General features: G+C 66.8%; 24 protein-coding genes and 2 pseudogenes. 22 read left to right on the top strand and 4 right to left on the bottom strand.

Annotated features, from left to right (window positions below):
• The first annotated feature begins 73 nt into the window (after positions 1–73).
• From rpsO to RVF83_RS20175, 6 genes are all read left to right on the top strand, one after another.
• Entirely contained in the window at positions 74–343 is a 270-nt protein-coding gene (gene rpsO, locus RVF83_RS20200; RefSeq protein WP_005199046.1) for a 30S ribosomal protein S15, read from the top strand.
• A 446-nt stretch (positions 344–789) separates the two neighbouring features.
• Positions 790–3,078 carry a polyribonucleotide nucleotidyltransferase gene (locus tag RVF83_RS20195; protein WP_168432555.1) on the top strand — a complete coding sequence of 763 codons (2,289 nt, stop codon included), beginning with the start codon at positions 790–792 and terminating at the stop codon, positions 3,076–3,078.
• A gap of 853 nt (positions 3,079–3,931) precedes the next feature.
• Entirely contained in the window at positions 3,932–4,699 is a 768-nt protein-coding gene (locus tag RVF83_RS20190; RefSeq protein ID WP_157226831.1) for a hypothetical protein, read from the top strand.
• Positions 4,699–5,268, top strand: coding sequence for a hypothetical protein (locus tag RVF83_RS20185; protein ID WP_247602304.1), 570 nt, complete (start codon positions 4,699–4,701; stop codon positions 5,266–5,268). The genes RVF83_RS20190 and RVF83_RS20185 overlap by 1 nt, the downstream gene beginning before the upstream one ends.
• 153 nt (positions 5,269–5,421) lie before the next feature.
• Positions 5,422–6,894 (top strand): putative nucleotidyltransferase substrate binding domain-containing protein, encoded by a 1,473-nt coding sequence (locus RVF83_RS20180; RefSeq protein WP_005197071.1) that lies wholly within the window; start codon positions 5,422–5,424, stop codon positions 6,892–6,894.
• 6 nt (positions 6,895–6,900) lie between these two features.
• Positions 6,901–7,659, top strand: coding sequence for an NRDE family protein (locus RVF83_RS20175; RefSeq protein ID WP_005197073.1), 759 nt, complete (start codon positions 6,901–6,903; stop codon positions 7,657–7,659).
• A 19-nt stretch (positions 7,660–7,678) separates the two neighbouring features.
• On the opposite strand, the gene ald is transcribed toward RVF83_RS20175, so the two are convergent.
• Positions 7,679–8,794: an alanine dehydrogenase gene (ald, locus tag RVF83_RS20170; RefSeq protein WP_005197076.1), complete on the bottom strand. Its 1,116-nt coding sequence runs from the start codon at positions 8,792–8,794 to the stop codon at positions 7,679–7,681.
• A 137-nt stretch (positions 8,795–8,931) separates the two neighbouring features.
• Between ald and RVF83_RS20165 the strand changes: the two genes are divergently transcribed.
• The 9 genes and pseudogenes from RVF83_RS20165 (at position 8,932) to RVF83_RS20125 (ending at position 16,156) form a co-directional block, all read left to right on the top strand.
• The gene (locus RVF83_RS20165; protein WP_005197077.1) at positions 8,932–9,414 is read left to right on the top strand and encodes an Lrp/AsnC family transcriptional regulator; all 483 of its coding nucleotides are present in this window, start codon (positions 8,932–8,934) and stop codon (positions 9,412–9,414) included.
• Between the two features lie 58 nt (positions 9,415–9,472).
• The gene (gene dapB, locus RVF83_RS20160) at positions 9,473–10,222 is read left to right on the top strand and encodes a 4-hydroxy-tetrahydrodipicolinate reductase (RefSeq protein WP_005197079.1); all 750 of its coding nucleotides are present in this window, start codon (positions 9,473–9,475) and stop codon (positions 10,220–10,222) included.
• Between the two features lie 5 nt (positions 10,223–10,227).
• Positions 10,228–10,767 carry a hypothetical protein gene (locus RVF83_RS20155; protein WP_005197082.1) on the top strand — a complete coding sequence of 180 codons (540 nt, stop codon included), beginning with the start codon at positions 10,228–10,230 and terminating at the stop codon, positions 10,765–10,767.
• A gap of 13 nt (positions 10,768–10,780) precedes the next feature.
• A pseudogene (locus RVF83_RS23765) lies at positions 10,781–11,296 on the top strand (maleylpyruvate isomerase family mycothiol-dependent enzyme); the annotation flags it as partial.
• Between the two features lie 43 nt (positions 11,297–11,339).
• Positions 11,340–11,798, top strand: a complete 459-nt coding sequence (locus RVF83_RS20145; RefSeq protein WP_005197083.1) for a flavodoxin family protein — start codon at positions 11,340–11,342, stop codon at positions 11,796–11,798.
• 127 nt (positions 11,799–11,925) lie between these two features.
• Positions 11,926–12,144: a hypothetical protein gene (locus tag RVF83_RS20140; protein WP_005197085.1), complete on the top strand. Its 219-nt coding sequence runs from the start codon at positions 11,926–11,928 to the stop codon at positions 12,142–12,144.
• A 264-nt stretch (positions 12,145–12,408) separates the two neighbouring features.
• Positions 12,409–13,789: pseudogene (locus RVF83_RS20135) on the top strand (HNH endonuclease).
• A 179-nt stretch (positions 13,790–13,968) separates the two neighbouring features.
• Positions 13,969–15,285, top strand: a complete 1,317-nt coding sequence (gene nhaA / locus RVF83_RS20130; protein WP_005197089.1) for a Na+/H+ antiporter NhaA — start codon at positions 13,969–13,971, stop codon at positions 15,283–15,285.
• A 1-nt stretch (position 15,286) separates the two neighbouring features.
• Entirely contained in the window at positions 15,287–16,156 is an 870-nt protein-coding gene (locus tag RVF83_RS20125; protein WP_005197091.1) for a potassium channel family protein, read from the top strand.
• A 24-nt stretch (positions 16,157–16,180) separates the two neighbouring features.
• Here the strand turns inward: RVF83_RS20125 and RVF83_RS20120 are convergent, their stop codons facing one another.
• Both RVF83_RS20120 and RVF83_RS20115 read right to left on the bottom strand, forming a co-directional pair.
• On the bottom strand, positions 16,181–16,630 hold the full coding sequence (locus RVF83_RS20120; protein WP_168432557.1) for a nitroreductase/quinone reductase family protein: 450 nt from the start codon (positions 16,628–16,630) through the stop codon (positions 16,181–16,183).
• Between the two features lie 91 nt (positions 16,631–16,721).
• Entirely contained in the window at positions 16,722–17,072 is a 351-nt protein-coding gene (locus RVF83_RS20115; protein WP_005197436.1) for an HNH endonuclease, read from the bottom strand.
• Positions 17,073–17,166: 94 nt separating this feature from the next.
• On the opposite strand from RVF83_RS20115, the gene RVF83_RS20110 reads away from it, so the two are divergent.
• The 4 genes from RVF83_RS20110 (at position 17,167) to RVF83_RS20095 (ending at position 20,560) form a co-directional block, all read left to right on the top strand.
• Positions 17,167–18,000, top strand: coding sequence for a thymidylate synthase (locus RVF83_RS20110; protein ID WP_005197434.1), 834 nt, complete (start codon positions 17,167–17,169; stop codon positions 17,998–18,000).
• Complete coding sequence (locus RVF83_RS20105; RefSeq protein WP_005197432.1) at positions 17,997–18,503, top strand: dihydrofolate reductase; 507 nt, start codon at positions 17,997–17,999, stop codon at positions 18,501–18,503. The genes RVF83_RS20110 and RVF83_RS20105 overlap by 4 nt, the downstream gene beginning before the upstream one ends.
• Positions 18,503–19,729: a winged helix-turn-helix domain-containing protein gene (locus RVF83_RS20100; protein ID WP_005197430.1), complete on the top strand. Its 1,227-nt coding sequence runs from the start codon at positions 18,503–18,505 to the stop codon at positions 19,727–19,729. The genes RVF83_RS20105 and RVF83_RS20100 overlap by 1 nt, the downstream gene beginning before the upstream one ends.
• 63 nt (positions 19,730–19,792) lie before the next feature.
• Positions 19,793–20,560 carry an HAD-IIB family hydrolase gene (locus tag RVF83_RS20095; protein WP_005197428.1) on the top strand — a complete coding sequence of 256 codons (768 nt, stop codon included), beginning with the start codon at positions 19,793–19,795 and terminating at the stop codon, positions 20,558–20,560.
• Here RVF83_RS20095 and RVF83_RS20090 read toward each other — a convergent pair.
• Positions 20,557–22,221, bottom strand: coding sequence for an alkaline phosphatase D family protein (locus RVF83_RS20090; RefSeq protein WP_005197426.1), 1,665 nt, complete (start codon positions 22,219–22,221; stop codon positions 20,557–20,559). The two genes, RVF83_RS20095 and RVF83_RS20090, sit on opposite strands and share 4 nt — an antisense overlap.
• Positions 22,222–22,325: 104 nt before the next feature.
• Between RVF83_RS20090 and thyX the strand changes: the two genes are divergently transcribed.
• From thyX to RVF83_RS20075, 3 genes are all read left to right on the top strand, one after another.
• The gene (gene thyX / locus RVF83_RS20085; protein WP_005197423.1) at positions 22,326–23,078 is read left to right on the top strand and encodes an FAD-dependent thymidylate synthase; all 753 of its coding nucleotides are present in this window, start codon (positions 22,326–22,328) and stop codon (positions 23,076–23,078) included.
• Between the two features lie 38 nt (positions 23,079–23,116).
• The gene (gene dapA, locus RVF83_RS20080) at positions 23,117–24,022 is read left to right on the top strand and encodes a 4-hydroxy-tetrahydrodipicolinate synthase (protein WP_005197420.1); all 906 of its coding nucleotides are present in this window, start codon (positions 23,117–23,119) and stop codon (positions 24,020–24,022) included.
• Between the two features lie 424 nt (positions 24,023–24,446).
• Positions 24,447–26,045: a ribonuclease J gene (locus RVF83_RS20075; RefSeq protein WP_341261972.1), complete on the top strand. Its 1,599-nt coding sequence runs from the start codon at positions 24,447–24,449 to the stop codon at positions 26,043–26,045.
• Positions 26,046–26,064: the final 19 nt, after the last annotated feature.

The following is a 26,064-nucleotide window of genomic DNA, read 5'->3' as shown; positions in this document are numbered from 1 at the left end:
TCGGTGTTGCTGCAGTCCGCGGTGGCGCACCGGATGTATCTGAGACGCGGCACTGAGAAACAGGAGTACCTCCATGGCTTTGACTGTCGAGCAGAAGAAGGAAATCCTCAGCGAATACGGTCTGCACGAGACCGACACCGGTTCGCCCGAGGCCCAGGTCGCCCTGCTCACCAAGCGCATCGTCGACCTCACCGAGCACCTCAAGCAGCACAAGCACGACCACCACAGCCGCCGCGGCCTGCTGCTGCTCGTCGGCCGTCGTCGCCGCCTGCTGAAGTACGTCGCCAAGGTCGACATCAACCGCTACCGTTCGCTCATCGAGCGCCTCGGCCTGCGTCGCTGATCGCGGACCGCGACCACTGACTTCTCACCGGCCATCTCCCGAACGGGAGGTGGCCGGTTTGTCATATTGAGGTATTGACAGGACGCGGTGATAGGCTGACAGACGGATCGTTGCCGTGAACTGATGGCAGTGCGTGACGACGAGCCAGATCGGTCCTCGGTAGTGGCCGCCGGAACAATGGTTCCGGCCGCTTCGATCGAAGGCCGTCTGAGCACTCAACCGGGCGCGAAACGTCGCGCCATTCACTCGCTGCCGTGTTTTCTCGGCGCGTTCTGGGTCGGTCCGATCCGCGCGTGCGACGAGCTCCACAGCACGACTGCACCGGCATTCGGTGCACCCTGCGCACCTCGCGATGACCACCCTCAACCGCACAAGCGGCCATCTCTGCGTGGCCGCGCATCACGACGGCCGCTAACGGCAGCCGCTACGAAGGGATTCCACCCCACATGACAGATGTGAACACCACCGAAGACATCAACGACGAGTACGACGACGCCATCACCGAGGCCACCGCGATCATCGACAACGGGAGCTTCGGCACCCGCACGATCCGGTTCGAGACCGGACGTCTCGCCCTGCAGGCCGCCGGCTCGGTGACCGCGTACCTCGACGACGAGAACATGCTGCTCTCGACCACCACCGCGTCGAAGCACCCGAAGGAGCACTTCGACTTCTTCCCGCTGACCGTGGACGTCGAGGAGCGGATGTACGCCGCTGGACGCATCCCCGGATCGTTCTTCCGTCGTGAGGGTCGTCCGTCGACCGACGCGATCCTGACCTGCCGCCTGATCGACCGCCCGCTGCGCCCGTCCTTCGTCGACGGTCTCCGCAACGAGATCCAGGTCGTCGTCACCGTGCTGTCGCTCGACCCGAACGACCTCTACGACGTCGTGGCCATCAACGCCGCGTCGGCGTCGACCCAGCTCGCGGGTCTTCCGTTCTCCGGCCCGGTGGGTGGCGTGCGTGTCGCGCTCATCCCGACCGAGGAGAACAAGGCCGGCCAGTGGGTCGCGTTCCCGACCGTCGAGCAGCTCGAGGGCGCCGTGTTCGACATGGTCGTCGCGGGCCGCATCGTGAGCGGTGAAGGCGATTCCGCCGACGTCGCGATCATGATGGTCGAGGCCGAGGCGACCGACAACGTCATCGACCTGATCGCCGGTGGCGCCCAGGCACCGACCGAGGCCATCGTCGCCGAGGGTCTCGAGGCCGCCAAGCCGTTCATCGCCCGCCTGTGCGAGGCACAGAAGTCGCTGGCCGCCGCCGCTGCCAAGGACACCGGGGAATTCCCGCTGTACCCGCCGTACCAGGACGACGTCTACGAGGCCGTCGCCGCCGCGGCCACCGAGCGTCTCTCGCAGATCCTGACGATCGCCGGCAAGCAGGAGCGCGACGACAAGACCGACGAGCTCAAGGCCGACATCCTCGCCCAGCTCGGCGAGCAGTTCGAGGGTCGTGAGAAGGAGATCGGCGGCGCATACCGTTCGCTGACCAAGAAGCTGGTGCGCCAGCGCATCCTGACCGACCACTTCCGCATCGACGGTCGCGGCATCACCGACATCCGTGCACTCTCCGCCGAGGTCGCGGTCATCCCGCGCGCCCACGGCAGTGCGCTGTTCGAGCGTGGCGAGACGCAGATCATGGGTGTCACCACCCTCGACATGGTGAAGATGGCGCAGCAGGTCGACTCGCTCGGACCCGAGACGTCCAAGCGGTACATGCACCACTACAACTTCCCGCCGTACTCGACCGGTGAGACCGGTCGCGTCGGTTCGCCCAAGCGTCGCGAGATCGGTCACGGTGCGCTCGCCGAGCGTGCCCTGATGCCGGTCCTGCCGAGCGTCGAGGATTTCCCGTACGCGATCCGTCAGGTCTCGGAGGCGTTGGGCTCCAACGGTTCCACCTCGATGGGTTCCGTGTGTGCCTCGACCATGTCGCTGCTGAACGCCGGTGTGCCGCTGCGCGCGCCGGTCGCCGGCATCGCCATGGGCCTGGTCTCCGACACCGTCGACGGCGAGACCCGCTATGTCGCACTGACCGACATCCTCGGTGCCGAGGATGCCTTCGGCGACATGGACTTCAAGGTCGCGGGCACGAAGGACTTCGTGACCGCGCTGCAGCTCGACACCAAGCTCGACGGCATCCCCTCGCAGGTGCTCGCGGGTGCGCTCAGCCAGGCCAAGGACGCCCGACTGACCATCCTCGACGTCATGGCCGAGGCCATCGACGAGCCCGACGAGATGAGCCCGTTCGCACCGCGGATCACGACCATCAAGATCCCGATGGACAAGATCGGCGAGTTGATCGGCCCCAAGGGCAAGACGATCAACGGCATCACCGAGGAGACCGGCGCCAACATCTCGATCGAGGACGACGGCACCGTGTTCGTCGGCGCCTCGGACGGTGTCAAGGCACAGGCTGCGATCGACCGCATCAACGCGATCGCCAACCCGCAGCTGCCGAAGGTCGGCGAGCGCTTCCTCGGCACCGTCGTCAAGACCACCGCGTTCGGTGCGTTCGTGTCGCTGCTGCCGGGTCGCGACGGCCTGGTGCACATCTCGAAGCTCGGTAAGGGCAAGCGTGTCAACAAGGTCGAGGACGTCGTGAACGTGGGCTCCAAGCTCCGTGTGGAGATCGCCGACATCGACGAGCGCGGCAAGATCAGCCTCGTCCCGGTCGACGAAGAGGCCGACAAGGCCGAGGCCGCAGCCGCCGAAGCGGCGACCGCCGACGCTTGAGCCGAACGCCGCTGGCCCGCATCGAATCTCGATGCGGGCCAGCGGCGTGTTGGGCGAGTTCGGATTCGGTGGCGGAATCGCCCGATTCATACGAAATTGCGGCAGATGCCAAAGGGGATCAAACAAGAACGATTTCTTTGTGTGACTAATCAATTGTATTCGCGCCGATATTGACTTGGGGGTCCGGGTCGGCAGGTATTGTTAACCGCTCACGACGACCAGTCGCGGCGGTGATATTGGCTCCGCAGTGTCGTGCAAATTCGCAGTATCCGAAGGCGATTGGCAGATATGTCGTGATGGTCTCGCCAGCGTATGTTTCGAAACGATCTACATCGCCCTGGAATTGCGCGGATGATGCCATAATTCGAAGAAACCTGTCCGCGACATCGATAGCTGGGACCGGCCATGCGCGCATCGAGGTACCCTCATGGAGGCTGACTCCGGAAGCGATGCACCGCACGGGGACTCGGGCAGACCGTCGGCGCTGACGCTTGACTGGATGGAGTGGCATCCGGCCTCGGGTGCCCCCATGTCATCCATGACTCCATCGGACGAATCACAGGTCGCGGCGGCGCCTGGAACGGTGATCGCACCCACCGTGATTGACTATGGGCGAACCGACGCCATGCATGAGGTCGGGTACCCTGTTCGCTCACCAGCGCCCCGGCTTTCGGGTCAGTTGGCCGTGCTGGGAGTTCTTGTCCTGTCGCTTGTTGTTGTGAGCGCGGCCGTCGTATGGAACCTGGACAGCGGACGTGTGTCGACTGGGGATCGGTCGGACGGGAGCGTAGTCGGACGAACATCGACCCCGGATCTGTACATGTCGTGCAGCACTCCTCCGAGCCTGACGGTGGTGTCGACGTCACTCACCGACACCGGCTTCGCGGTCACGACGAGCGGTTCCAGCTCCTGTAGCGGTGGTGATGTGATGTCGAACTCGGCGACGCGGATCGTTGTCAGATCTTCGATCGGGCTCGTGGCGTCGGGGACATTCGACCTATCGTCCGAGTCGATCGGCATTCCGCCATCGGGAGGTCGAGGACGATCGATCACGTTCACCTTTCCGCCGGGGAGTTACTACTCGTTGCCGGACGTCATCGGATCTTCGAGTGCGCTCTCGGTCACCGTGGACGCGGTCGGCACGACAGCCGTTCAAGAGGTGCAGGCCGCCACGGAGTTTGCCGCCGTCGATGTCAAGTCCGACGTGGCATTCACACCTGACGGCGTGGACCCCGAACAGATGGCGGGGCAGAGCCTCCGAGACCAGGTCACGCACGATCGCCCGCAGATTCTCTCTAACGGTAACAACCGATGGCATGCCCAACTCAGCGCCAAACAACCAGGGCTGGTGGCGGACGGGAGGACTTGGCTGTACACCGACATTCTCGAGGAGTTCGCCGTCCTGGATGCACGATTCGCTGGGACACGACTTCTCTGGAGCAGTGAATGGCCGGTCTTCAGCGTGAGGGACTGGTGGATCACGGTTACCGAGCAGACTTTTCAATCTGGTGCGGGTGCAGTTGTCTGGTGTCGGCAGCAGGGCTTCGATCGCGACCATTGCTTTGCCAAATTCGTCAGCGACACCGCCTCACCCGAGGGGACCACCGTATACGTCCCGTGATGTCCAGCACGCCCCGCAACTCACCGGAAGGCAAGGAAATGACGGCTGCTATGCAACCTGCACTCCTGATGGGCGAGAGTGTCCGGTTTCAGACACAGTTCACGCCGCACATGATTCTCACCTATCTCAAGACGACGGTGACCGTCACCGACCGCCGCGTGATCGTCCACCATCCGCACCAGCTGTTCGGCGTGATCCCCTATGGCTATTTGCAGAAAGAGGTTCCGCTGCGCCACGTCGCGCAGATCAGTAGCGGCAGTGCGACGTCGACGATCCGCATCCTCTTCGCTCTGGCGGTCTTCTGCTTTGCGATCGGAGTGATATTCCTGGGCCGGGAGGCCGTCGATCCCGGCAGCATCCTCTTCGGTATTGATTCACGCGGAGCGCTCGGGGTTCTGTTCGGCCTCATACTGCTGGCGATCGCCGTCGTTCTGTTTATGACTGCGCACTCGAATGGAATCTTCGTCTACAGCACAGGTGGGGGTGTCCTCGTCGCCAACGGAGCGAGATCCGAAATGCCGCACATACAGCACACCGCCGCCGAGCTCGGGCGGTTGATCTTCTCCTGAGCTCGCTCGTGGAACGCAGTCCGTGCCGAGCATGATGCCCTGACCGGCGGTCAGGGTGTACTCGGACCCGGGGGTCACGGACCCGGCCGTCCGGCGCCGATGTCATCGAGCAGGATCATTCGATCGCCGGAAGCGCGCCTATGATCTGCAGAGATGAACGGTCCGCCTGATCAGCTGACGGTCGCGCACCGCCGCGACGCTGCGCACACACCCGCGTCGCGCACCGTGGCCGACCTGCTGCGGACCGCGCCGGTGACCGGACAGGCCGACATGACCGTGCGCCAGGCGGCGGCGCTGATGACCGAGCGCGACCAGGACTACGTGGTGATCCCGCTGCCCGGTCAAGGTCTCGGCCTGCTCACCGACGCCGACATCCGGGCGCGCGTGGTCGCTGCCGGGCGCAGCCTCGACACCCCGGTGGGGGAGATCGTCGACGGGCCGGCGTTCGTCGTGGACTCCCGTACATCGGCCATCGACGCCCTCACCGAACTCGTCGACCGTGACCTCACGGTGATCCCGGTGACCGACGCCGACGGAACAGTTCTCGGCGTCGTCGGCGCGAGCGACTTCGTCGCCGACCCGGCCGGTTCGAGCATGCCGCTGCGCGAACAGATCTCACGGTCGCAGACGGTCGGGGAACTGCAGGGACACGCGCAACGCATCCCGCAGCTGGTGGCCGATCTGGTGCGGCGGGATCGACCGGCACACGAGGTCACCCAGGTCGCGTCCCTCATCATCGACGCCGTCGTGTTGCGGGGGCTACGGCTGGTCGTCGACTCCCGGCCCGACGTCGACGCCGCTGCGTACACGTGGCTGTCACTCGGCAGCAATGCCCGTCGGGAGCCGGTGCTGAGTTCGGATGTCGACTCCGCGGTCGTCTTCGACGACTCGCTGGAGGCGGCCGAGCTCGACGCCTACCGTGCGGCCTTCGCCGAGCTCGACGACGTGCTGCGCGGCGCCGGCCTGACGGTCGACACCAACGGCGCCGTCGCGTCGAAGCCGCTGTTCTCGCGGACCCGCACCCAGTGGCAGACGGCCGCGCGCGGGTGGATCGACGTGCCGCTGGAGAACAAGGGGATGATCTTCACGTCGCTGGTCCTCGACGGCCGGCCCCTGTTCGGGTCGCGCCGCGAATCGCCCATTCCCACACCGGGAGTCGAGATGATCGGCGCGCTGCGCGCCGATCCGCGCACCATGCGGTTGCTGCTGGAGGAGTCGTTGTCGACCAAGGCACGACTCCGTTCGATGCGTGACGTCCTGACCCGGCGCCCGGGCGCGTTCGACGTCAAGGCCAACGCGCTGACGCCGTTGATCAACATCGCCCGCTGGGTTGCGCTGAGCGTCGAATCCACCGAGGTGAACACACGCGCCCGGTTACAGGCGGCCTCGGGCAGCGCACTGCTCACCGCCGACGACGCGACGACGCTGACGGAGGTCTTCGACGTCCTGCAACGGGTGCGGTTGCGGTATCAGGTGGCGCAGTTCGATCGCGGCGAGACACCGGCCGACGTGCTGGAGATGGGCCGGTTGTCACCGCTCGACCGGAGTCTGGTGGCGCAGGCGGTGCGGGAGATCGCCGGCGTCCAGCGCAGAATGGCGGGTATGAGCCACTACCAGGTGAACTGAGATGCCATGTGCCTGATCCTCTTCGCGTGGAACGCGCATCCCGAGCACCGGCTGATCGTCGCCGCCAATCGCGACGAGTACCACCGACGGCGCACGTATGCGCTGTCCCGGTGGGATGACCTGCCGATCATCGCCGGACGCGACGCGCTGGCCGGTGGCACCTGGATGGGTGTCTCCGCCGATGCCCCCGACCGCGTCGCGATGGTGACGAACGTTCGAGTCGGTCCTCCCGAACGCGTCGGGGTGCGCTCGCGCGGCCAGTTGCCGGTGGACTTCCTGACCGGTGACGAGGACCCCAAGGTGTTCGCCGACCGCGTCGTCGAACAGGCCGCCGACTACGACCCGGTGAACCTTCTCGTCGGCGACGCCGCGGATCTGTGGTGGGTGACGAACCGGCCGCAACCGCACGCCGAGCGAGTGGCCGACGGCGTGCATGGCGTGTCCAACGGGGCGCTCGACAACGACTGGCCGAAGGTCGTCGACGGCACTGCTGCGCTCCGTGACCTGATCTCCGCGGGCGCCTCCGACGAGGACTACTTCGCCATGCTGGCCGATCAGGATCGCCCCGACCCGGCGCGGCTGCCCGACACCGGCGTCGGAGCCGAGTTCGAGGCGGCCCTGTCGCCGAAGTTCATCAACATCCCGGGATACGGCACGCGGGCCTCGACCCTGCTGCGCATCCGCCACGACGGCCACGGGGAGATCATCGAACGCCGCTACGGCTATCGCGGCAAGCGGCGGGGGACCACCCGCATCACCTTCTGAACACGGGTGGCCTCGCCGATCAGTTGTGTGCGAACGGCATCGGCGCGACGGGGAGACCGAGCGCCTCGCCGACCTCGGCGGTGAACAACTCGCCGCGGTGGGTGCTCAGCCCCGATGCCAGTGCCGGATCGGTGTCGCAGGCGGTCTCCCAGCCCTGGTCGGCCAGGCGCAGCACGTAGGGGAGGGTCGCCCCGGTGAGCGCCTGCGTCGACGTGCGGGCGACGGTGCCGGGCATGTTGGCCACGCAGTAGAAGGTGGTGTCGTGCACGGTGAAGGTCGGGTCGGCGTGGGTCGTGGGGTGTGAATCCTCGAAGCAACCGCCCTGATCGATCGCGATGTCGACGAGAACCGCGCCCGGTTTCATCTGGTCGACAAGGCTGTTGGGCACCAGAACCGGTGCCTTCGCGCCCGGGACGAGCACGGCGCCGATGACCAGGTCGGCCTTCTTGATCGCCTCGTCGAGCGCGAGTTTGGTGCTGTAGCGGGTGTGGACGCGGCCGGCGAACCGGGCGTCGATCGCGCGCAGCTTGGCGATGTCGAGGTCGAAGACAGTGACCTGCGCACCCATGCCGACGGCGATCGTCGCGGCGTTGACGCCGCTGACCCCGCCGCCGATCACGACGACCTCGGCGGACTCGGTGCCGGGGACGCCGCCCATGAGGACGCCGCGCCCGCCCTCGGACTTCATCAGGTGATAGGCGCCGACCTGGGGTGCGAGACGGCCGGCGACCTCGCTCATCGGGGCGAGCAGGGGGAGCGCGCCGTCGGCGGTGCGGACCATCTCGTAGGCGATGGACGTGGTGCCCGAGGCCAGCAGCGCGTCGGTGCACTCCTTGCCGGCGGCCAGATGGAGATAGGTGAAGATCGTCTGGCCCTCGCGCATGAGGTCGAACTCGGAGGCGATCGGCTCCTTGACCTTGAGCAGCAGTTCGGCCTGGTCCCAGACCTCGGCGGCGGTGCCGAGGATCTGCGCGCCGGCTGCCTTGTAGTCGTTGTCGGTGACGGCCGACCCCTCACCGGCGCCCGCCTGGACGATCACCTCGTGACCGCGGTGGTGCAGCTCCGCGACGCCCGCCGGGGTGATGGCGACGCGGTACTCATGGTTCTTGATCTCGGTGGGGATCCCGACGCGCATGATGCTCCCTCTCGTTTCGAAGTTTGTGCAGATAATCTGTCTCAAGCGTGAAGGAACTTCAGAAGTGCCACAATATTCGTGAACAAGATTCTCGACAGGCCGGTCTCGGCGAAGATGTTTCCACTCAGGACGGTGAGATGCCCACTGCACCGAAGGATGTTCAGCTCGGAGAGCTCGACGCGACGGACCGCGAACTGCTGAAGCTCCTCCAGTCCGATGCCCGTATGCCCAACAGTGAGCTGGCACAACGTGTCGGGATCGCCGCGTCGACGTGTCACGGCCGCATGCGCAGGCTCGTCGAGCTCGGTGTGATCCGTGGATTCTTCGCCGACGTCGACCCGGCCGCCGTCGGCCGCCCGCTGCGCGCCATGGTCGCGGTCAGTCTCCAGTCCGACGCCCGAGGGCAGATCCGGCAATTCGTCGGCGAGATCGCCGCCTACGACGAGGTGATCGACGTGTTCTTCCTCGCCGGTGCCGACGACTACATGCTCCACGTGGCCACGGCCGACACCGAGACGCTGCGCCAGTTCGTCGAGCGGCTCAACAGCCGTCGCGAGGTCGCGGGCACCACCACGTCGCTGGTCTTCGAGCATCGACGGGGTGATGCGCCGATCTATTGACAAGGTCCTCGCCACTAGACTGAGTTCCGTTGACACGTCGAGATCGAAGAGGGTGGACATGAGCGGTATCAAGGTGGGTGTCCTGGGCAGTCAGGGCAAGGTCGGGCAGGCGATCGTCACGGCGGTCGAGAACGCCGACGACCTCACCTACACCGTGGGCGTCGACAAGGGTGACTCGCTGGAGTTCTTCTCCGACACCGACACCCAGGTCGTCGTCGACTTCACCCACCCGGACGTCGTGATGGACAACCTGAAGTACCTCATCGCCAATGGGATTCACGCCGTCGTCGGCACCACCGGCTTCACCGAGGAACGCCTCGAGACCGTGCGCGGCTGGCTCGCCGAGAACCCGAAGGTCGGCGTGTTGATCGCCCCGAACTTCGCCATCGGCGCCGTCCTGTCGATGCGTTTCGCCGCGCAGGCCGCCAAGTACTACGACTCGGTCGAGGTCGTCGAACTGCACCACCCGCAGAAGGCCGACGCCCCGTCGGGCACCGCCTACCGCACCGCCGAGCTGATCGGCCGCGCGCGCGCCGATGCCGGCGTCGGCGCGAGCCCCGACGCCACCACCTCCGAACTCGACGGCGCGCGAGGAGCTGTGGTCGACGGCGTCCACGTCCACTCGGTGCGTCTGGCGGGCCTCGTCGCCCACCAGGAGGTTCTGCTCGGCACCGAGGGGGAGACGCTCACCATCCGCCACGACTCGCTCGACCGGTCGTCGTTCGCGCCCGGTGTGCTCCTCGGTGTGCGCAGCATCGGCGACCGCCCCGGTCTGACCATCGGACTCGAAGAACTGATGGACCTCTGATCCCCATGGTTGATGACGGCACACACGACGAGGGCACCCACACCGGCGACACCGAAGGCGGCGCGCCGCAGCTGGGGCCGAAGAAGAAGGACGCACGGCCGATCATCTGGATGATCGGGTTCCTCGTCGTCGCGCTGATCGTCTACTTCGTGCTGCTCGGCTGGCGCGGGTTCCAGCTGATCGCGACGGGAACCGCCGCGGGAATCGGTCTGGGGCTCGGCGTCATCGCCCTGCCGCTGATCGGCGCCTGGCTCATCTATGCAACGCTGCGCGCGGGTCTGGAACACCAGAAACTCGCCGCGATCATGGCCGAGGAGGGTCGCGAGCTCGACATCTCGAACCTTCCGCACCGCGCCTCGGGCCGCATGGAACGCGGCGCCGCCGACGAACTCTTCGCCCAGGTCAAGGCTGAGTGGGAAGCCGACCCCGACGACTGGCGCAACACATACCGCATCGCCCGGGCCTACGACTACGCCGGTGACCGCCCCCGAGCCCGCGCGATGATGAAACGCGCGGTCGCGCAGTTCCACGGACGCGAGCAGTAAGGGGTCGGGCGGGATGAGCGATCCGACGAGCTTGCTCGACGAGGCCGCCCGTCTCTGGGCCGACCATCTGGCGAACGTCGGACCCGAAAGGCTCGGGGAGACAAGTGGTTGCGCGGGATGGACCAACCGCGACCTGATCAACCACCTCATCGGCGGCGGCTACCGCTACGCCATGCTGCTCGAGGGTGGCAGCGCCGCCGACACCCTGACGACGCGCGACGTCGACTACGTGGGTGCCGGTGACCCGGTCGCCGAATTCTGGCGCAGCGACAACGCCTTTCGAGCCGCGGTCGACTCCGCCGACCTCGACGTCGAGGTCGATCATCGTGCCGGCCGACGCCCGGGCCACCAGCTCCTGGTGATGCGGATCATGGAGCTGGCCTTGCACACCCACGATCTGTGCGTGGGCCTCGACGCCGAATGGGCGCCGTCGGAAGGGTTGGTCGACTTCGTGTTCACCGACGCCGCCCCGTCATCGACGAACTACGTGCGGCCGGGATGTTCGAGGCGCCGATCGAACCGGCGTCGGAGAGCGCCGCAGACCGGTTGCTCGCATTCGCAGGGAGGTCCTGATGGCGGACAAGAGGCTGCTGATCATCCACCACACACCGTCGCCGGCATGCCAGGAGATGTTCGAAGCGGTCGTCTCCGGTGCCACCGATCCGGAGATCGAGGGCGTCGAGGTGGTACGTCGAGCCGCGTTGGCGGTGACCGCGAGCGACTTCCTGGAAGCCGACGGCTACATCCTCGGCACCCCGGCCAACCTCGGATACATCAGTGGCGCACTGAAACACGCTTTCGACGTCAGCTACTACCAGATTCTCGACTCGACGCAGGGTCGCCCGTTCGGGGCGTACATCCACGGAAACCAGGGAACCGAGGGCGCGGAGAAGGCCCTCACCTCCATCACCACCGGCCTCGGCTGGGTGAAATCCGCTGACTATGTGGTGGTTTCGGAGGGGCCGACGAAGGCTGACCGGGAGAAGTGCTGGGAACTGGGTGCCACGGTCGCGGCGGGGTTGATGGAGTAACCGCGTTGGACCGCCCGAGCGGATAGGTCTAGGACATGCGGGGCCTGGGTCTCGTCATACGATGTCCCTGCGATCTTCTCCCATAACGTTTCACTACTCGCTGCGCTCCTCGGTGGCTCGGCGCTCCATGTTCCCGACGAAGTCGGCCAACATCTCGGGATGCGCGTACGGCAACAGCATCCAGTGCAGGTCTTGGGCGCTGCGCAATCATGCCCGCTACTCCGACAAGACGGCTTTGTCGGTGGCAGTCGGGACCGCTCGCCAGCCGGGCGCCTGGTACTCCACCGTGCAGCACGTCACCGTTCTGAACAGCCCCGAGTGGCCGGTCGCCACCGTCCCGATCTGATTGAGAGGAGCGCAGGGGTGATCTTCATGCTGCTCGGCACGCGGCCGAGTCGGATGCTGGCCAGAGCGAATTAGCGAGCCGACAGGGTTCGTACTCCGGCGGAAACAATGCTTGGTCGACGTCGTCCGCGTTCCGCGGAACGCTCGTGATGTCGTGACCTGCGGAATTGTCGGTGGCCCGAGGTAGCTTGTTCGTATACCTGTTCGAACTGGCTGGGGGGTAGGGATGTCTGTTACCGCGTTGCGTGGCGGGGGTGTGTCGTCGATGTTCGACGGCACGGATCCGAAGTTGTTGTCGGACGAGGTACTCGAGGTTCGGGTCGTCGGTTATGCCGCACAGATCACGGCGTTGACGGCTGAGTTCCTTGGTCTGGTGGCGGAACTGGATGAGCGGGACTCATGGCGTGGGCCGGGAATTCATTCACTGTCGCACTGGCTCTCCTGGAAGGCGGGGATTGCGCCGCGGACGGCACATGAACAGGTGCGGGTGGCCAAGGCGTTGGGCGAGCTCCCGCTGATCCGGCAGCACTTCAGGTCGGCTGACGTATTCGAAGGTGCGAGCGCTGACGCGGGTGGCGACCCCGTTGCGTGAGCCGGAGTTGGTGAATCTGGCGTTGTCGTGCACAGCGTCGCAGCTGGAGAAGGCGGTGCGGGCGATGCGTCAGATCGACCGCGGTTACAGCGATGGTGCGGAGTTGACGCCGCCGGCGGAGTCGTGGGCTCGGTGGAAGTGGAATGCGGATGGATCGTTGTCGGTGTCGATGACCCTGACGCCTCTTGATGGGGCGCGGTTTCTGGCAGGGACGGTGCGTGCGGAGTATGAACGCACTCGCACGATGGGCGATCCGGACCTGCCGAGTGTTCCGCGGAACACTCCCGGCGAACTGGAAACCGAATCCGGGGAGACAGATTCGGAGGTGAAGCCGGCGAATCGTCGGGATCTGTGGCGAAACGTACCGTCGAATATTGCTGCGGCGGTGGTGGCGATGGCCGATATGGTGCATGAGGGAATCGCGATGCCCGACCTCGCTCCCGGGGCCGAGATCTTGGTCCATGTCGGAGACGGGGTGGAGCATGCGCATCTGGATGACGGGCCGGCGCTCTCTGAGGCGGAGGTCGGGGAAGCGACCTGCGGTGCGTCGCTACGAGAAGCGTTGTCCAGAAGGGTTCCTGGAAGTCCGGGGAAGCGGGCGTTGTTGGGGTTGGGGCGCAAGCAGCGGGCTCCGTCCAAGGCGATGATTCGGGCGTTGTTCCTGCGGGATCGGTGTTGTCAGACGCCGGGATGTGGGCGGACGCGGCATCTGCACGCGCATCATGTGGTGTTCTGGTCGGCCGGTGGGGAGACCGAGTTGGACAACCTGATTCTGTTGTGCGGCTCGTGTCATCGAGCATTGCATAGGGGCGAGTTCGCGATCAAGGGACATGGGCAGCAACGGTTTTCGTTCCATATGTCCGATGGTTCGGTGACAAAGGCGAGTCCTCCGACAGGCGCGCCCGGACAATGGCGACCGGACGGCCGGATTGCCGCGGATGCGACGGTGCCGGTCGGTGGCGGGCAACTCGACCTCGGGTACGCCACCGAGGTGATCTATGCGGTGTGGGACTGGAAGCAGCGCCAGGCGACGGCCAGTCCTGCGGCCGCGTGATTCCGGCCGCCCGCACAGGGGGTAGAGCGTTCCGCGGAACATTCGTGACGCCGATTTGTCCGGTGCGCTGTTAAGCTGTCTCCCGGAGTGCCGGGAAGTCTGGTCGGCTGCGTGTTCGTCGTTGGTCGTGTTCCGCGGTCTGCGGCGACGCGTACGTTGCCGCACCACCGAGGACGACTATGCACCCACTCCAGCACTCTGAACCGAAACCGCGCCTGTTCGCCCGAGGCTCCTGGCCGGAGACCTCCCGCATCACCGACATCCTCTGCAAGGAAACCGTCGGCGGGATGCTGCTCCTCATCGCCACCGTGGCCGCGTTGGCGTGGGCGAACTCCCCATGGTCGGCTGCGTACTTCGATCTCGCCGATGTTCGACTCGGTACCGACGCCCTCGGCCTGCCCCTCGACCTCACCCTCGCGACCTGGGCAGCCGATGGCCTCCTCGCGATCTTCTTCTTCATCGTCGGCCTGGAGTTGAAGCGGGAGTTCGTCGCCGGCGACCTGCGTGACCCCGCCCGTGCCGCGCTGCCGGTGGTCGCCGCCATAGGGGGCATGGCGGTACCGGCCGTCATCTTCGTGGCATTCACCGCACGAGCCGGCGACGGTGCTGTACAGGGGTGGGCCATCCCGACGGCCACCGACATCGCCTTCGCGGTCGCGGTGCTGGCGGTGATCTCCACACATCTGCCCGCGGCACTGCGTACCTTCCTCCTGACCCTGGCGGTGGTCGACGACCTGCTCGCGATCACCGTCATCGCGGTGTTCTACAGCGACACCATCAACGGCTCGGCTCTGGCGCTCGCGCTCCTGCCACTCGCGGCGTTCGCGATCTGTGTGCAGCGGGGGATACGCGCCTGGTGGATCCTGCTTCCGCTCGCGGTGCTGACATGGGCGTTCGTCCACGAGTCAGGAGTGCACGCAACCGTCGCGGGGGTGTTGCTCGGATTCACCGTTCCGGTTCTGCACCGAAAATCCGACGACGCGGGCAAGCCGGGTCTCGCCGAACAGTTCGAGCACCGGATCAGGCCCCTCTCAGCAGGTTTCGCGGTCCCGGTGTTCGCATTCTTTGCCGCAGGCGTCGCCATCGGCGGGCTCGACGGTCTCCGTGCCGCCCTCGGCGATCCCATCGCGCTCGGCGTCGTCTTCGGGCTCGTCATCGGCAAGGTGGTGGGGATCGTCGGCACCAGCGCCCTGCTGGCCACCTTCACCCGCGCATCGCTCGACGCCGACGTGCGGTGGATCGACGTGGTCGGCGTCGCGATGCTGGCCGGAATCGGATTCACGGTGTCGCTACTCATCGGTGACCTCGCCTACGAATCGGGCACCGAACGCGACGAGCTGGTGAAGATCGGGGTCCTGGCCGGCTCCCTCATCTCCGCGTCGGCGGCCGCAGTTCTCCTTCGGCTACGAAATCGTCACTACCGCGCGGTTGCTCGCGAAGAGGCGCGTGACGACGACCACGACGGGATCCCCGACGTCTACCAGCGAGAGCAGTGACATGCAGCAGACCGGACTCGGCCTGATCAACGTTCCCGAACGCGCACAGAATCCGGTACGTGCGATCGGCATACGCGTTGCCATCGCCGTCGGTGTCATCTCGATCGCGACGGCGGTGGTCTACGTCGACCGGGATGCCTACAGCCACGCGCTGGATGCTCCACTCACACTCCTGGACTGTCTGTACTACGTCACCGTGTCGCTCTCGACCACAGGTTACGGCGACATCGCTCCCATGACCCCGGGAGCTCGAGTTGTCAACGTCCTCGTGGTCACGCCGTTGCGCGTCCTGTTCCTGGTGGTGCTGATCGGGACGACTCTCGAGGTGCTGACCGAACGGTCTCGTCGGGCGTGGCGGATTCAGCGGTGGCGGCACAACCTGCGCGACCATCACGTGATCGTCGGCTTCGGCACCAAAGGTCGAAGTGCGGCCCGCGCGCTCATCGACGCCGGCGTGGACACCGCGAATCTCGTGGTGGTCGACAGCGACCCGAACGCGCTCGACGCCGCGGAATCGCTCAACCTGGTGGCTGTTCGTGGAGACGCGACACGGAGGGAGGTCCTCAAGCTGGCCGAGGTCGGCGCGGCCCGTGCCATCCTCATCGCTGTTCACAGCGACGCGACAGCCGTCCTGATCACCCTTACCGCCCGCCAGCTCAGTCCCGGGGCCAACATCGCGGGTGTGGTCCGCGACGCGCAGAACGTGTCGCTGCTACGCCGCTCGGGTGCCGACACCGTCGTCGTCTCGGCGGCGACCGCGGGGCGCCTCATGGGAATCGCAACTCGGACACCACATGTCGTCGAGGTGGTGGATGACCTGTTGACTCCGGGAACACGGCTGTCGATGGTCGATAGGCCCGAGGACCGTTGACCGCGGCAGTGTTCCGCGGAACACCTACCTGGGGGTCAGCTTGATGATCGGCAGTTCCCGATCGGTCTTCTCCTGATACCCGGCGAACCGCTCGTTCTCGTTGATCTGATTCCAGGCCTGGGCGCGTTCGTCGCCGTGGAGCTGCTGGGCGCGGACCTCGACGGTCTTGCCGTCCACCTCGATGCGGGCCTTGTCCGGGTTCGCCTTCAGATTGTGGTACCAACCGGGGTTGTTCACGGCTCCGTTCGCCGACGCCACGATCAGCCAACTGCCGGCGGGGCCCGGGAACCAGGCGAGCGGGGTCACCCGTTCCCGACCGGTCTTGCGGCCAACGGTCGTCAGCACGAGCGCATTCATCCCGCCGAACTGTCCCTTGCGGCGGATCATCGGCGCGACGACCTTGTTCACGATGCGCATGAACGGTCCCTTCGGCACACGGCCGCCACGTGTACCTGCCGAGGTCTCGAAGCTCATCGTCGTCTCTCCTTCACCGGGATGGTCCCAGTGTGCTGCAACCGAGCGTTCCGCGGAACACTTCTGGAGCAGCCCGGTCGTGGACTCCGGACTACTCCACGTCGGCGAGGAGCTTGCTGACTTCGTACTGACGCACCAGGAACGCCTTCTCGTCGAGCTTCTTCCGTCGCATCCAGGAGGTGACCTCGGAATTGCACTTGCTCGCGTTGCACGAACCGCAGCATGGGACGACGTTGGAGATCGTGTACCGGCCACCGCGCGAGATGGCCAGCATGCAGTCGCGCTGCAGAGCGACCCCGTCGGCACCGCAGTACGCGCACCCGCCCCACGCGTCCTGAAGAGCGAGCCATTGGGTGTCGGTGAGATCGTTGTCGCGGGAGGCGACGCGCTTACGACGCCGCTTGGCGTAGCGGTTGGCGCGGGTCGTGCTGCGAGTGGCCACGGGAGGAGAATACCCGTTCTGATCACACCAGCCTCAGCAGTCACAACCTCGTGTCACCGAGTCTCCGATTTGACCAACCCCTAGACTGGCCACCGTGAGCACGGCCATCCGCGACATCTCATCGACCGGGACGATCCCCACTCCGTACGAGGACCTGCTGCGCCTCGTGCTCGAGACGGGCACCCCGAAGGCGGATCGCACCGGGACGGGAACCAAGAGCGTCTTCGGTCATCAGCTGCGGTACGACCTCGCCGAGGGCTTTCCGCTGATCACCACCAAGAAGGTGCACCTCAAGTCGATCATCTACGAACTCTTGTGGTTCCTGCGCGGAGACTCCAACGTCCGCTGGCTCCAGGAGCGCGGCGTGACCATCTGGGACGAGTGGGCCGACGCGAACGGTGACCTCGGACCCGTCTACGGCGTCCAGTGGCGCAGCTGGCCGACGCCGTCGGGGGAGCAGATCGACCAGATCTCCGCAGCGCTCGAGACGCTGAAGACCAACCCCGACTCACGACGCAACATCGTGTCGGCATGGAACGTGGGGGAGATCCCGCAGATGGCGTTGCCCCCGTGCCACGCGTTCTTCCAGTTCTACGTCGCCGACGGCAAGCTCTCCTGCCAGCTGTACCAGCGCTCGGCCGACCTGTTCCTCGGCGTGCCGTTCAACATCGCGTCGTACGCCCTGCTGACCCACATGATGGCGCAGCAGGCGGGCCTGGAGGTCGGTGAGTTCGTGTGGACCGGCGGCGACTGCCACATCTACGACAACCACGTCGACCAGGTGACCCTCCAGCTCTCGCGCGATCCGTATCCGTACCCGAAACTCGAACTGCGCAAGCGGGATTCGATCTTCGATTACGAGTACGACGACATCGAGATCGTCGGCTACGAGTCGCATCCCGGGATCAAGGCGCCGGTGGCGGTGTGACCCGCCGGGTCCGGCTCGTCTGGGCGCAGGGCCGCGAGGTCGCCGGCAAGGGGGCGGCGATCGGTCGTGACAACACCATCCCGTGGCGCGTCCCCGAGGACATGGCGCGGTTCAAGGAGAAGACGCTCGGCAACCCGGTCATCATGGGCCGCAAGACGTGGGACTCCCTGCCGCCGAGGTTCCGGCCGCTGCCCGGGCGCACCAACATCGTGGTCACCCGCAATGCGGACTGGTTGGCAGACGGTGCGCTGACCGCCCGGACGATCGACGAGGCATTGAGCCTGGCCGACGGCGACACCGTGGGCGTCATCGGCGGCGGTGAGATCTACCGGCTCGCCATGGATCACGCCACGGAACTGTACGTCACCGAGATCGATGTCGACGTACCGGGAGCCGACGCGTTCGCGCCGGAGATCGGTCCCGGGTGGACCGTCGCCGACAAGGGGGAGTGGCAGACCTCGACCACCGGCACCGCCTACCGATTCGTCGACTACACGCGCTGATGGCACCGGAGCGTCTCACCTCGGCTCAGGCCCGTCGAACCGCGCTCGCTGCACAGGGATTCGCCGACCGTGCACCGTCGGGCGCCCCGAGCATGGCCCACCTCAAGCGGGTCGTCGGCCGGACGGGTCTGCTCCAGATGGATTCGGTCAACATCGTCGCGCGAGCGCACTTCATGCCGCTCTACAGCCGGCTCGGACCCTACGACCCCGACCTCCTGCATCGCGCCGCCTGGCAACCGGTCCGCGGGAAGCGTCTGCTCGTCGAATACTGGGCTCACGAGGCGGCTCTCATCCCGGTCGAGGACTGGCCGCTGTTCCGTTGGCGCATGGACGAATTCGCCGACGGGCGGTATCGGCACACGCGTGAGGTCATGCGCCGCAACCGGAGTCTCGCCGAGGACGTCCGCAGCGTGATCGAGGAGATCGGCGCCGCGATGCCGAGGACGATCGAGGAGGAGCTCGGCATCGAACGCGAGCCGGGCACCGCCGGGAGCTGGTGGCAGCGCGGCGAGATCAAGCACCTGTGCGAGGCGATGTTCGCCGCCGGCGACCTGTCGGCGGTGCGCAACGGCAACTTCATGCGTCACTACGACCTCACCGAACGGGTCGTCGGCGCCGACATCGCCGCGCAGCACCCGGATCGCGCGCAGGCGCACCGGGATCTCATCGCCCGGGCCGCGCGCTCACTGGGTGTCGCGACCGTCGCCGACCTCGCCGACTACTACCGCCTCAAACCGGCCGACGCCCGGCCGGCCGTCGCCGACCTCGTGGATTCGGGTGTGCTGCACGAGGTCTCGGTCGACGGATGGCGCGACCCCGCCTATCTCGCAGACGGTGCGCCGATGCCGCGCCGCATCGACACCTCGGCGATCCTCTCGCCGTTCGACCCGCTCGTCTTCTTCCGGCCACGAGCCGAGCGCCTCTTCGACTTCCACTACCGCATCGAGATCTACGTCCCCGAGCACAAACGTGTCCACGGCTATTACGTGCTGCCGTACCTGCTGGGCACCGACATCGCGGCCCGCGTCGACCTGAAGGCCGACCGCAGATCCCGAACCCTGTTGGTACTCGGCGCCTTCTGTGAGCCCGGACACGATCGCGGCGTCGTCGCCGATCGATTGGCCGCCGACCTGCGCACATTCGCGGGCTGGCTCGACCTCGACGACGTGTCGGTGGGCACGAAGGGTGACCTCGCGCGCGATCTCCGAGCCGTGATGGGATGCTGAGCACCGGGAGGCCGCGAAACAGCGGGACAACAACCGGGGACGACCAGAAGGAGAGAACCGACGATGACCGTGTCGTATGACGGCAACGACTACCGCTTGGTGATGTTCGACCTCGACGACACACTCGCACCCTCGAAGAGCCCGCTCGACGACCAGATGGTGGACCTGCTCCGCCGGATGCTCGACGTCAGCCTCGGGTGCATCATCTCCGGCGGCAACTTCACGCAGTTCGAGAAGCAGGTCCTCGCGCGTCTCGGCACTTTCGACTCGGTCGGCAACCTCCACCTGATGCCCACCTGCGGCACCCAGTACGTGCGCTGGGCGGGCAACGAGTGGGAGACCGTCTACGCCGAGTACCTCACCGACGACGAGAAGAAGCGCACCCTCGACGTCCTCGAGACCGGTGCCAAGGAACTCGGCATCTGGGAAACCGAGACCTGGGGCGAGATCCTCGAGGACCGCGGCAGCCAGATCACCTTCAGCGCGCTCGGGCAGAAGGCGCCGGTCGACGCGAAGGCCGCCTGGGATCCGGACGGCGCGAAGAAGGAGTCGCTGCGCGCCTACGCCGCCGAACGGCTGCCCGACCTCGAGGTACGCAGCGGCGGTTCGACGTCGGTCGACGTCACCAAGAAGGGCATCGACAAGGCGTACGGCGCGCTCAAGCTGATGGACATCCTCGGCCTGACCACCTCGGACATCCTGTTCTTCGGTGATCGCCTCGACGAGGGCGGCAACGACTACCCGGTCAAGGCGCTGGGCATCACCTCGATCGCCGTGCACGGCTGGCCCGACACCCACGCCAAGCTGTCGGCGATCCTGGACCAGAGCTAGACGGCGGGTCGGCCGACCGGCTCGACCCGCTGCGTACCGCTGCGCACCCGGTAGGACTTCGCGTAGAACTGGCCCGACCGCGGGTCGATCTTGTTGTTCACGTAGTACCAGTCCATCTGGGTCGCCGCGGGGGTGACGGTGAGGACCGAGTACCCGTGCGCGTCCAGCTCGCAGAAACGCACATGGTGGTTCGCCGAACGGAACGCCGCCGACGCCGCGACGCCGGCGGTGTCCGGCGGCACGTTGAACATGTCGTCGACGTTGGTCGCCGTGACCGAGGTGCCGACGAGTTCGGTGGCGACGGTCCCGGCGCCGGGATAGTTCGCCACGTTGACCGGGACATCGCAGGCCCACGACGAGTGGATGTCGCCGGTGACGAAGACGACGTTGTCGACGCGGTTGGTCCGGATCGAGTCGAGCAGACGCCGACGGTCGGCGGCATACCCGTCCCACTGATCGGCGTTGTAGGGGATTCCCTCCTTCGGGACCCCGAGCATCGAGGTGACCGCACCGGTCGTCGCCGGATCGAGCGGCGGGATCAGCACCGGCGTGATCATCACCGGGTTGCCGACGATCTTCCAGCGGGTCTCCGACGATATGAGCCCGTTGGTGAGCCACGACATCTGCGCCTTCCCCGTGATCGTGCGAGCCTGGTCGTCGATGCTCGCCGACCGTGCGCTCACCTGCAGGTCGCGGTAGGAACGCAGATCCAGCATCGACAGCTCGAGCAGTTTCCCGAACCGCAGTCGGCGGAACAGGTGTCGGCCCTGCGGGTCGACGCCGGGGCGGATGGGCATCCACTCGGAGTAGGCGCGGAGCGCGGCGGCGCGCCGGACCGGCCACGGGCCCTCGTTCGGCTGATGGTTCTCCGCGCCGCCGCTCCAGGCGTCGTTGGCGGTCTCGTGGTCGTCCCAGACGGGGATGAACGGCACCTTCCGGTGCAGTGCGGCGAGGTCCGGGTCGGTCTTGTACTGGGCGTGCCGCGTCCGGTAGTCGCGCAGCGTGACAACCTCGTGGCGCGGGTCATGGACCCGGACGGTTCCGGTTTTCCCTGTGTAGCGGCCGGTTTGATAGTCGTAGAAATAGTCGCCGAGATGGATCACCGCGTCGAGTCCTGGTTGGGCGGCCAGGTGACGGTAGGCCGAGAAGTAACCCGCCTCCCAGTTGGCGCAGGAAACGACGCCGAAGCGGATTCGTGCGACGTCGGCGCTCGTGGCGGGAGCGGTGCGGGTGGTGCCGACCGGCGAGGTGGCCCCGGCGGCCGGTCCCGACGTCACGGTGAACCGGTAGTGGTACGTCGTCCGCGGACTCAGCCCGGTGGCGTCGACCTTGACGGTGAAGTCCTTTTCGGCCGATGTCTGCTCGACCCCGGAACCGACGATCGCACCGAAACCCGCGTCCCGGGCGATCTCCCAACGGACCGAACACGTTTGTCCCACACCGGAACCCGGCGTCGACGCAGGGGACTGGGTGATGCGGGTCCACAGGATGACCGCGTCGGGCAGCGGATCGCCGGAGGCGATGCCGTGGACGAAGACGTTCCGCGGGGCGGCCTGCGCCGGGCCGGGTTCGGCGAGGGTGGGCAAGGTGAGGGCGGCGCCGGTGACGACCGCACCGGTTCGCAGGAAAGTCCGTCGGGTGGACTCATGCCGAGTGGACACATAGGGACCTTACCCACCGCGGACCGCGACTTCAGGCCGAATCCGAGCCCGGCGGAGCGGTGGGGGACAATCAGGTCACACAAACGTCGAACGGAGGGGACTGCGTGTCCGAGTTGGTGCCGCTGAAGGTGCAGATGGTCGCCATGACCCAGTTCACCCCGCCCGAGGACGTGCCGTGGAGCACGGACGCCGAGGGCGGTGAGGCGCTCGTCGAGTTCGCGGGCCGCGCCTGCTACCAGAGCTGGGACAAGCCCAACCCCCGCACCGCCACCAACGCCGGCTACCTCCGGCACATCCTCGAGGTCGGGCACCTGTCGCTGCTCGAGCACGCCTCGGTGACCTTCTACATCTCCGGGATCTCGCGCTCGTGCACCCATGAGCTGATCCGCCACCGGCACTTCTCCTACTCGCAGCTCTCGCAGCGCTTCGTGCCCGAACACGACTCCAATGTCGTCGCGCCGCCCGCGATCGTCGGCGACGAGCACCTCGAGGAGCTCTTCACCGCCGCCACCGACGCGAGCCGTGCGGCGTACACCGAACTCCTCGACGCGCTGGAGGCGAAGTTCGCCGACGTCCCGAACGCGATCCTGCGCCGCAAGCAGGCACGTCAGGCGGCGCGATCGGTGCTCCCGAACGCCACCGAGACCAAGATCGTCGTGACCGGCAACTACCGGGCGTGGCGGCACTTCGTCGGCATGCGCGCCACCGAGCACGCCGACGTCGAGATCCGCCAGCTCGCCGTCGAATGCCTGCGGCAATTGATGCAGGTGGCGCCCACTGTGTTCGGAGATTTCGAGATCGGCACGCTCGCCGACGGCACCGAGGTCGCGACCTCACCGTTCGTGCTGGAAGGGTGAGACCCGTCACGGATACGGAGGCGGTAGCCTTTAGCACCATGAACGCAGTCCAGGAACCGCTGCACGAGCATCCCTTCGGGACGAACGTGGTGGCGATGGTGACCCCCTTCCGTCCCGACGGAAGTCTCGATCTGGACAAGGCCGCCGTCCTGGCCGACCACCTCGTGTCCAAGGGTTGTGACGGGCTGGTCGTGTCCGGAACCACCGGCGAGTCGCCGACCACCACCGTGCCCGAGAAGCTCGACCTGCTGCGTGTCGTGCTGGACGCCGTCGGCGACCGCGCCCGCATCACCCAGGGTGCCGGTAGCTATGACACCGCCGAGAGCGTGCGGTTCGCCATCGAATCGGAGAAGATCGGCGCCCACGGTCTGCTCGTGGTGACCCCGTACTACTCCAAGCCGCCGCAGGCCGGCCTCCTCGCGCACTTCCGGACCGTCGCCGACGCGACCGCACTTCCCGTGCTGCTCTACGACATCCCGCCGCGCTCGGTCGTGCCCATCGCCAACGAGACGATGCTGGCCCTCGCCGAACACCCGAACATCCGCGGCGTCAAGGACGCCAAGGGCGACCTGCACTCGGCCGCCGGCCTCATCGCCACCACCAAGCTCGAATACCTCTCGGGCGAGGACGCACTCAACCTGCCGTGGCTGTCGATCGGCGCCACCGGATTCGTCAGCGTGATCGGGCACCTCGTGCCGGATCGCCTGCGCGAGATGCAGATCGCGGTGGAGAAGGGGGATCTCGCCACGGCCCGGACCCTCAACACGTCGATGCTCCCGCTCGTCAACGCCATGGGACGCCTCGGAGGTGTCACGATGGTGAAGGCCGCGCTGCGCATTCTCGGACTCGAGGTGGGCGATCCGCGCCTGCCGCAGGTGCCCGCTTCCGGGCCTCAGATCGAGGAGCTGATCGTGGACCTACGTGCGGCAGGTGTTCTCGCCTGATGACCGACAACACCGGCAGCGACACCAACGGTCCCGAAACGCGGACGCCGCGCACCCGACGCCGCGCCGCCTCCCGTAAGGCCGGACCCCCCGTCACACCGCCGGTGGAGGCCGTGCCGGTGGATCCGGTACCGGCCACGACCGCGCCCGACGCTCCTGCCGCACGGAAATCTGGGAACGCACCCCAAGGCCGAGACTGCGCCGAAGGCTGAAACCGCACCCCAAACACGCCGCCAAGCAGAAGTCCGGTTCGTCGTCCGGTGGTCGGCGCGGCCGCCACGAACGCGGCGGCGACCCCCGCGGGGGCCGTCGCAACGAGCAGGCGACCCCGGCTCCCGTCGATCGCCTCGGCACCCCGCGCCGCCTGCCCAAGGGTGGACTGAGGATCGTCGCGCTCGGCGGTATCGGCGAGATCGGCCGCAACATGACCGTCTTCGAGTACGACGGCCGTCTCCTGATCGTCGACTGCGGCGTGCTGTTCCCCGAGGATCAGCAGCCCGGCGTCGACCTGATCCTGCCGGACTTCCGCTACATCGAAGACCGCATGGACGACGTCGACGCGGTGATCCTCACCCACGGCCACGAAGACCACATCGGCGCGATCCCGTTCCTGCTGCGGCTGCGAAGTGACATCCCCGTCGTCGGGTCGAAGTTCACACTCGCGCTCGTCGACGCCAAGTGCCGCGAACACCGCCTCCGGCCGAAGCTCGTCCAGGTCACCGAGGGGGAGACGACCAGTCACGGTCCGTTCGACTGTGAGTACTTCGCGGTCAACCACTCGATCCCCGACGCCATCGCCGTCGCGATCCGCACACCCGCGGGCGTCGTACTGCACACCGGCGACATCAAACTCGACCAGCTGCCGCTCGATGGTCGCCTGACCGACCTCGCCGGCTTCAGCCGCCTCGGCGACGAGGGCGTGGACCTGTTCCTCGTCGACTCGACCAACGCCGAGGTCCCCGGCTTCGTCACCCCCGAACGCGAGATCGGCGGGGTGCTCGACCAGGTGATCGGCAAGGCCAGGCAGCGCGTCATCGTCGCGTCCTTCGCCAGCCACGTACACCGCATCCAGCAGATCATCGACGTCGCGCACACCCACAACCGGCGCGTCTGCTTCGTGGGCCGGTCGATGGTGCGGAACATGCAGATCGCGCAGGACCTCGGTTACCTGTCGATGCCCGACGGGGTGGTCGTCGACATCGACACCGCCGCAACGCTTCCCGACCATCGCGTGGTGCTGATCTCCACCGGTTCGCAGGGTGAGCCGCTGTCGGCGCTGTCGCGGATGGCACGCGGCGAGCACCGCCAGATCAACATCCGCGCCGACGACCTCGTCGTGCTGGCGTCCTCGCTGATCCCGGGTAACGAGAACTCGGTCTTCGCCGTGGTGAACGGCCTGGCCAAGCGCGGTGCCACCGTGATCACGCAGCAGAGCGCCAAGGTCCACGTGTCCGGTCACGCCTCGGCCGGCGAGCTGCTCTACCTGTACAACGCGGTGCGGCCGTCGAACGTGATGCCGGTGCACGGCGAATGGCGCCATCTGCGCGCCAACGCGGCACTCGCCGTCGCGACCGGTGTGCCCGAGGACCGCGTCGTGCTGGCCGAGGACGGTGTCGTGGTCGACCTCGTCGACGGACGCGCCGAGATCGTCGGACGCGTTCCGGTCGGGCACGTCTACGTCGACGGACTGTCCGTCGGTGACGTCGGCGAGTCGACCCTGTCCGAGCGCCTCGTGCTCGGCGAGGGCGGTTTCATCGCGATCACCGTCGCCATCGATGCGACGACGGGTCGCGCGGTCAGCTCGCCGGAGGTCTCCGGCCGCGGCTTCTCCGACGACCCGGACGCGCTCAAGTCGGCCGCCGACCTGGTCAACCAGGTTCTCGACTCGCTGGCCGCCGAGGGTGTCAGCGACGCGCACCGCATCGCGCAGGGAATCCGGCGCGCCGTGGGCCGTTGGGTCTCCGACACCTACCGCCGGCGCCCGATGATCGTGCCGACGGTGCTCGCGGTCGGCGCCGACTAGTTTCTCGCTACTGTGGGCC

It is taken from the genome of Gordonia rubripertincta (assembly GCF_038024875.1).
GTDB lineage: Bacteria > Actinomycetota > Actinomycetes > Mycobacteriales > Mycobacteriaceae > Gordonia > Gordonia rubripertincta.
Note: the sequence above shows the minus strand (reverse complement) of the source record. Positions and strands in the feature narration are given on the sequence as shown.

Bases quoted from the DNA above. Each gene is read 5' to 3' on its own strand.
- RVF83_RS20185 (WP_247602304.1), top strand. From the start codon at position 4,699: ATGTCCAGCACGCCCCGCAACTCACCGGAAGGCAAGGAAATGACGGCT.
- nhaA (WP_005197089.1), top strand. From the start codon at position 13,969: ATGCACCCACTCCAGCACTCTGAACCGAAACCGCGCCTGTTCGCCCGA.
- RVF83_RS20180 (WP_005197071.1), top strand. From the start codon at position 5,422: ATGAACGGTCCGCCTGATCAGCTGACGGTCGCGCACCGCCGCGACGCT.
- dapB (WP_005197079.1), top strand. From the start codon at position 9,473: ATGAGCGGTATCAAGGTGGGTGTCCTGGGCAGTCAGGGCAAGGTCGGG.
- RVF83_RS20100 (WP_005197430.1), top strand. From the start codon at position 18,503: ATGGCACCGGAGCGTCTCACCTCGGCTCAGGCCCGTCGAACCGCGCTC.
- RVF83_RS20155 (WP_005197082.1), top strand. From the start codon at position 10,228: ATGGTTGATGACGGCACACACGACGAGGGCACCCACACCGGCGACACC.
- RVF83_RS20175 (WP_005197073.1), top strand. From the start codon at position 6,901: ATGTGCCTGATCCTCTTCGCGTGGAACGCGCATCCCGAGCACCGGCTG.
- RVF83_RS20140 (WP_005197085.1), top strand. From the start codon at position 11,926: ATGTTCCCGACGAAGTCGGCCAACATCTCGGGATGCGCGTACGGCAAC.
- RVF83_RS20120 (WP_168432557.1), bottom strand. From the start codon at position 16,630: ATGAGCTTCGAGACCTCGGCAGGTACACGTGGCGGCCGTGTGCCGAAG.
- RVF83_RS20195 (WP_168432555.1), top strand. From the start codon at position 790: ATGACAGATGTGAACACCACCGAAGACATCAACGACGAGTACGACGAC.
- RVF83_RS20145 (WP_005197083.1), top strand. From the start codon at position 11,340: ATGGCGGACAAGAGGCTGCTGATCATCCACCACACACCGTCGCCGGCA.
- rpsO (WP_005199046.1), top strand. From the start codon at position 74: ATGGCTTTGACTGTCGAGCAGAAGAAGGAAATCCTCAGCGAATACGGT.
- RVF83_RS20165 (WP_005197077.1), top strand. From the start codon at position 8,932: ATGCCCACTGCACCGAAGGATGTTCAGCTCGGAGAGCTCGACGCGACG.
- ald (WP_005197076.1), bottom strand. From the start codon at position 8,794: ATGCGCGTCGGGATCCCCACCGAGATCAAGAACCATGAGTACCGCGTC.
- RVF83_RS20125 (WP_005197091.1), top strand. From the start codon at position 15,287: ATGCAGCAGACCGGACTCGGCCTGATCAACGTTCCCGAACGCGCACAG.
- dapA (WP_005197420.1), top strand. From the start codon at position 23,117: ATGAACGCAGTCCAGGAACCGCTGCACGAGCATCCCTTCGGGACGAAC.
- RVF83_RS20095 (WP_005197428.1), top strand. From the start codon at position 19,793: ATGACCGTGTCGTATGACGGCAACGACTACCGCTTGGTGATGTTCGAC.
- RVF83_RS20075 (WP_341261972.1), top strand. From the start codon at position 24,447: ATGACCGTCTTCGAGTACGACGGCCGTCTCCTGATCGTCGACTGCGGC.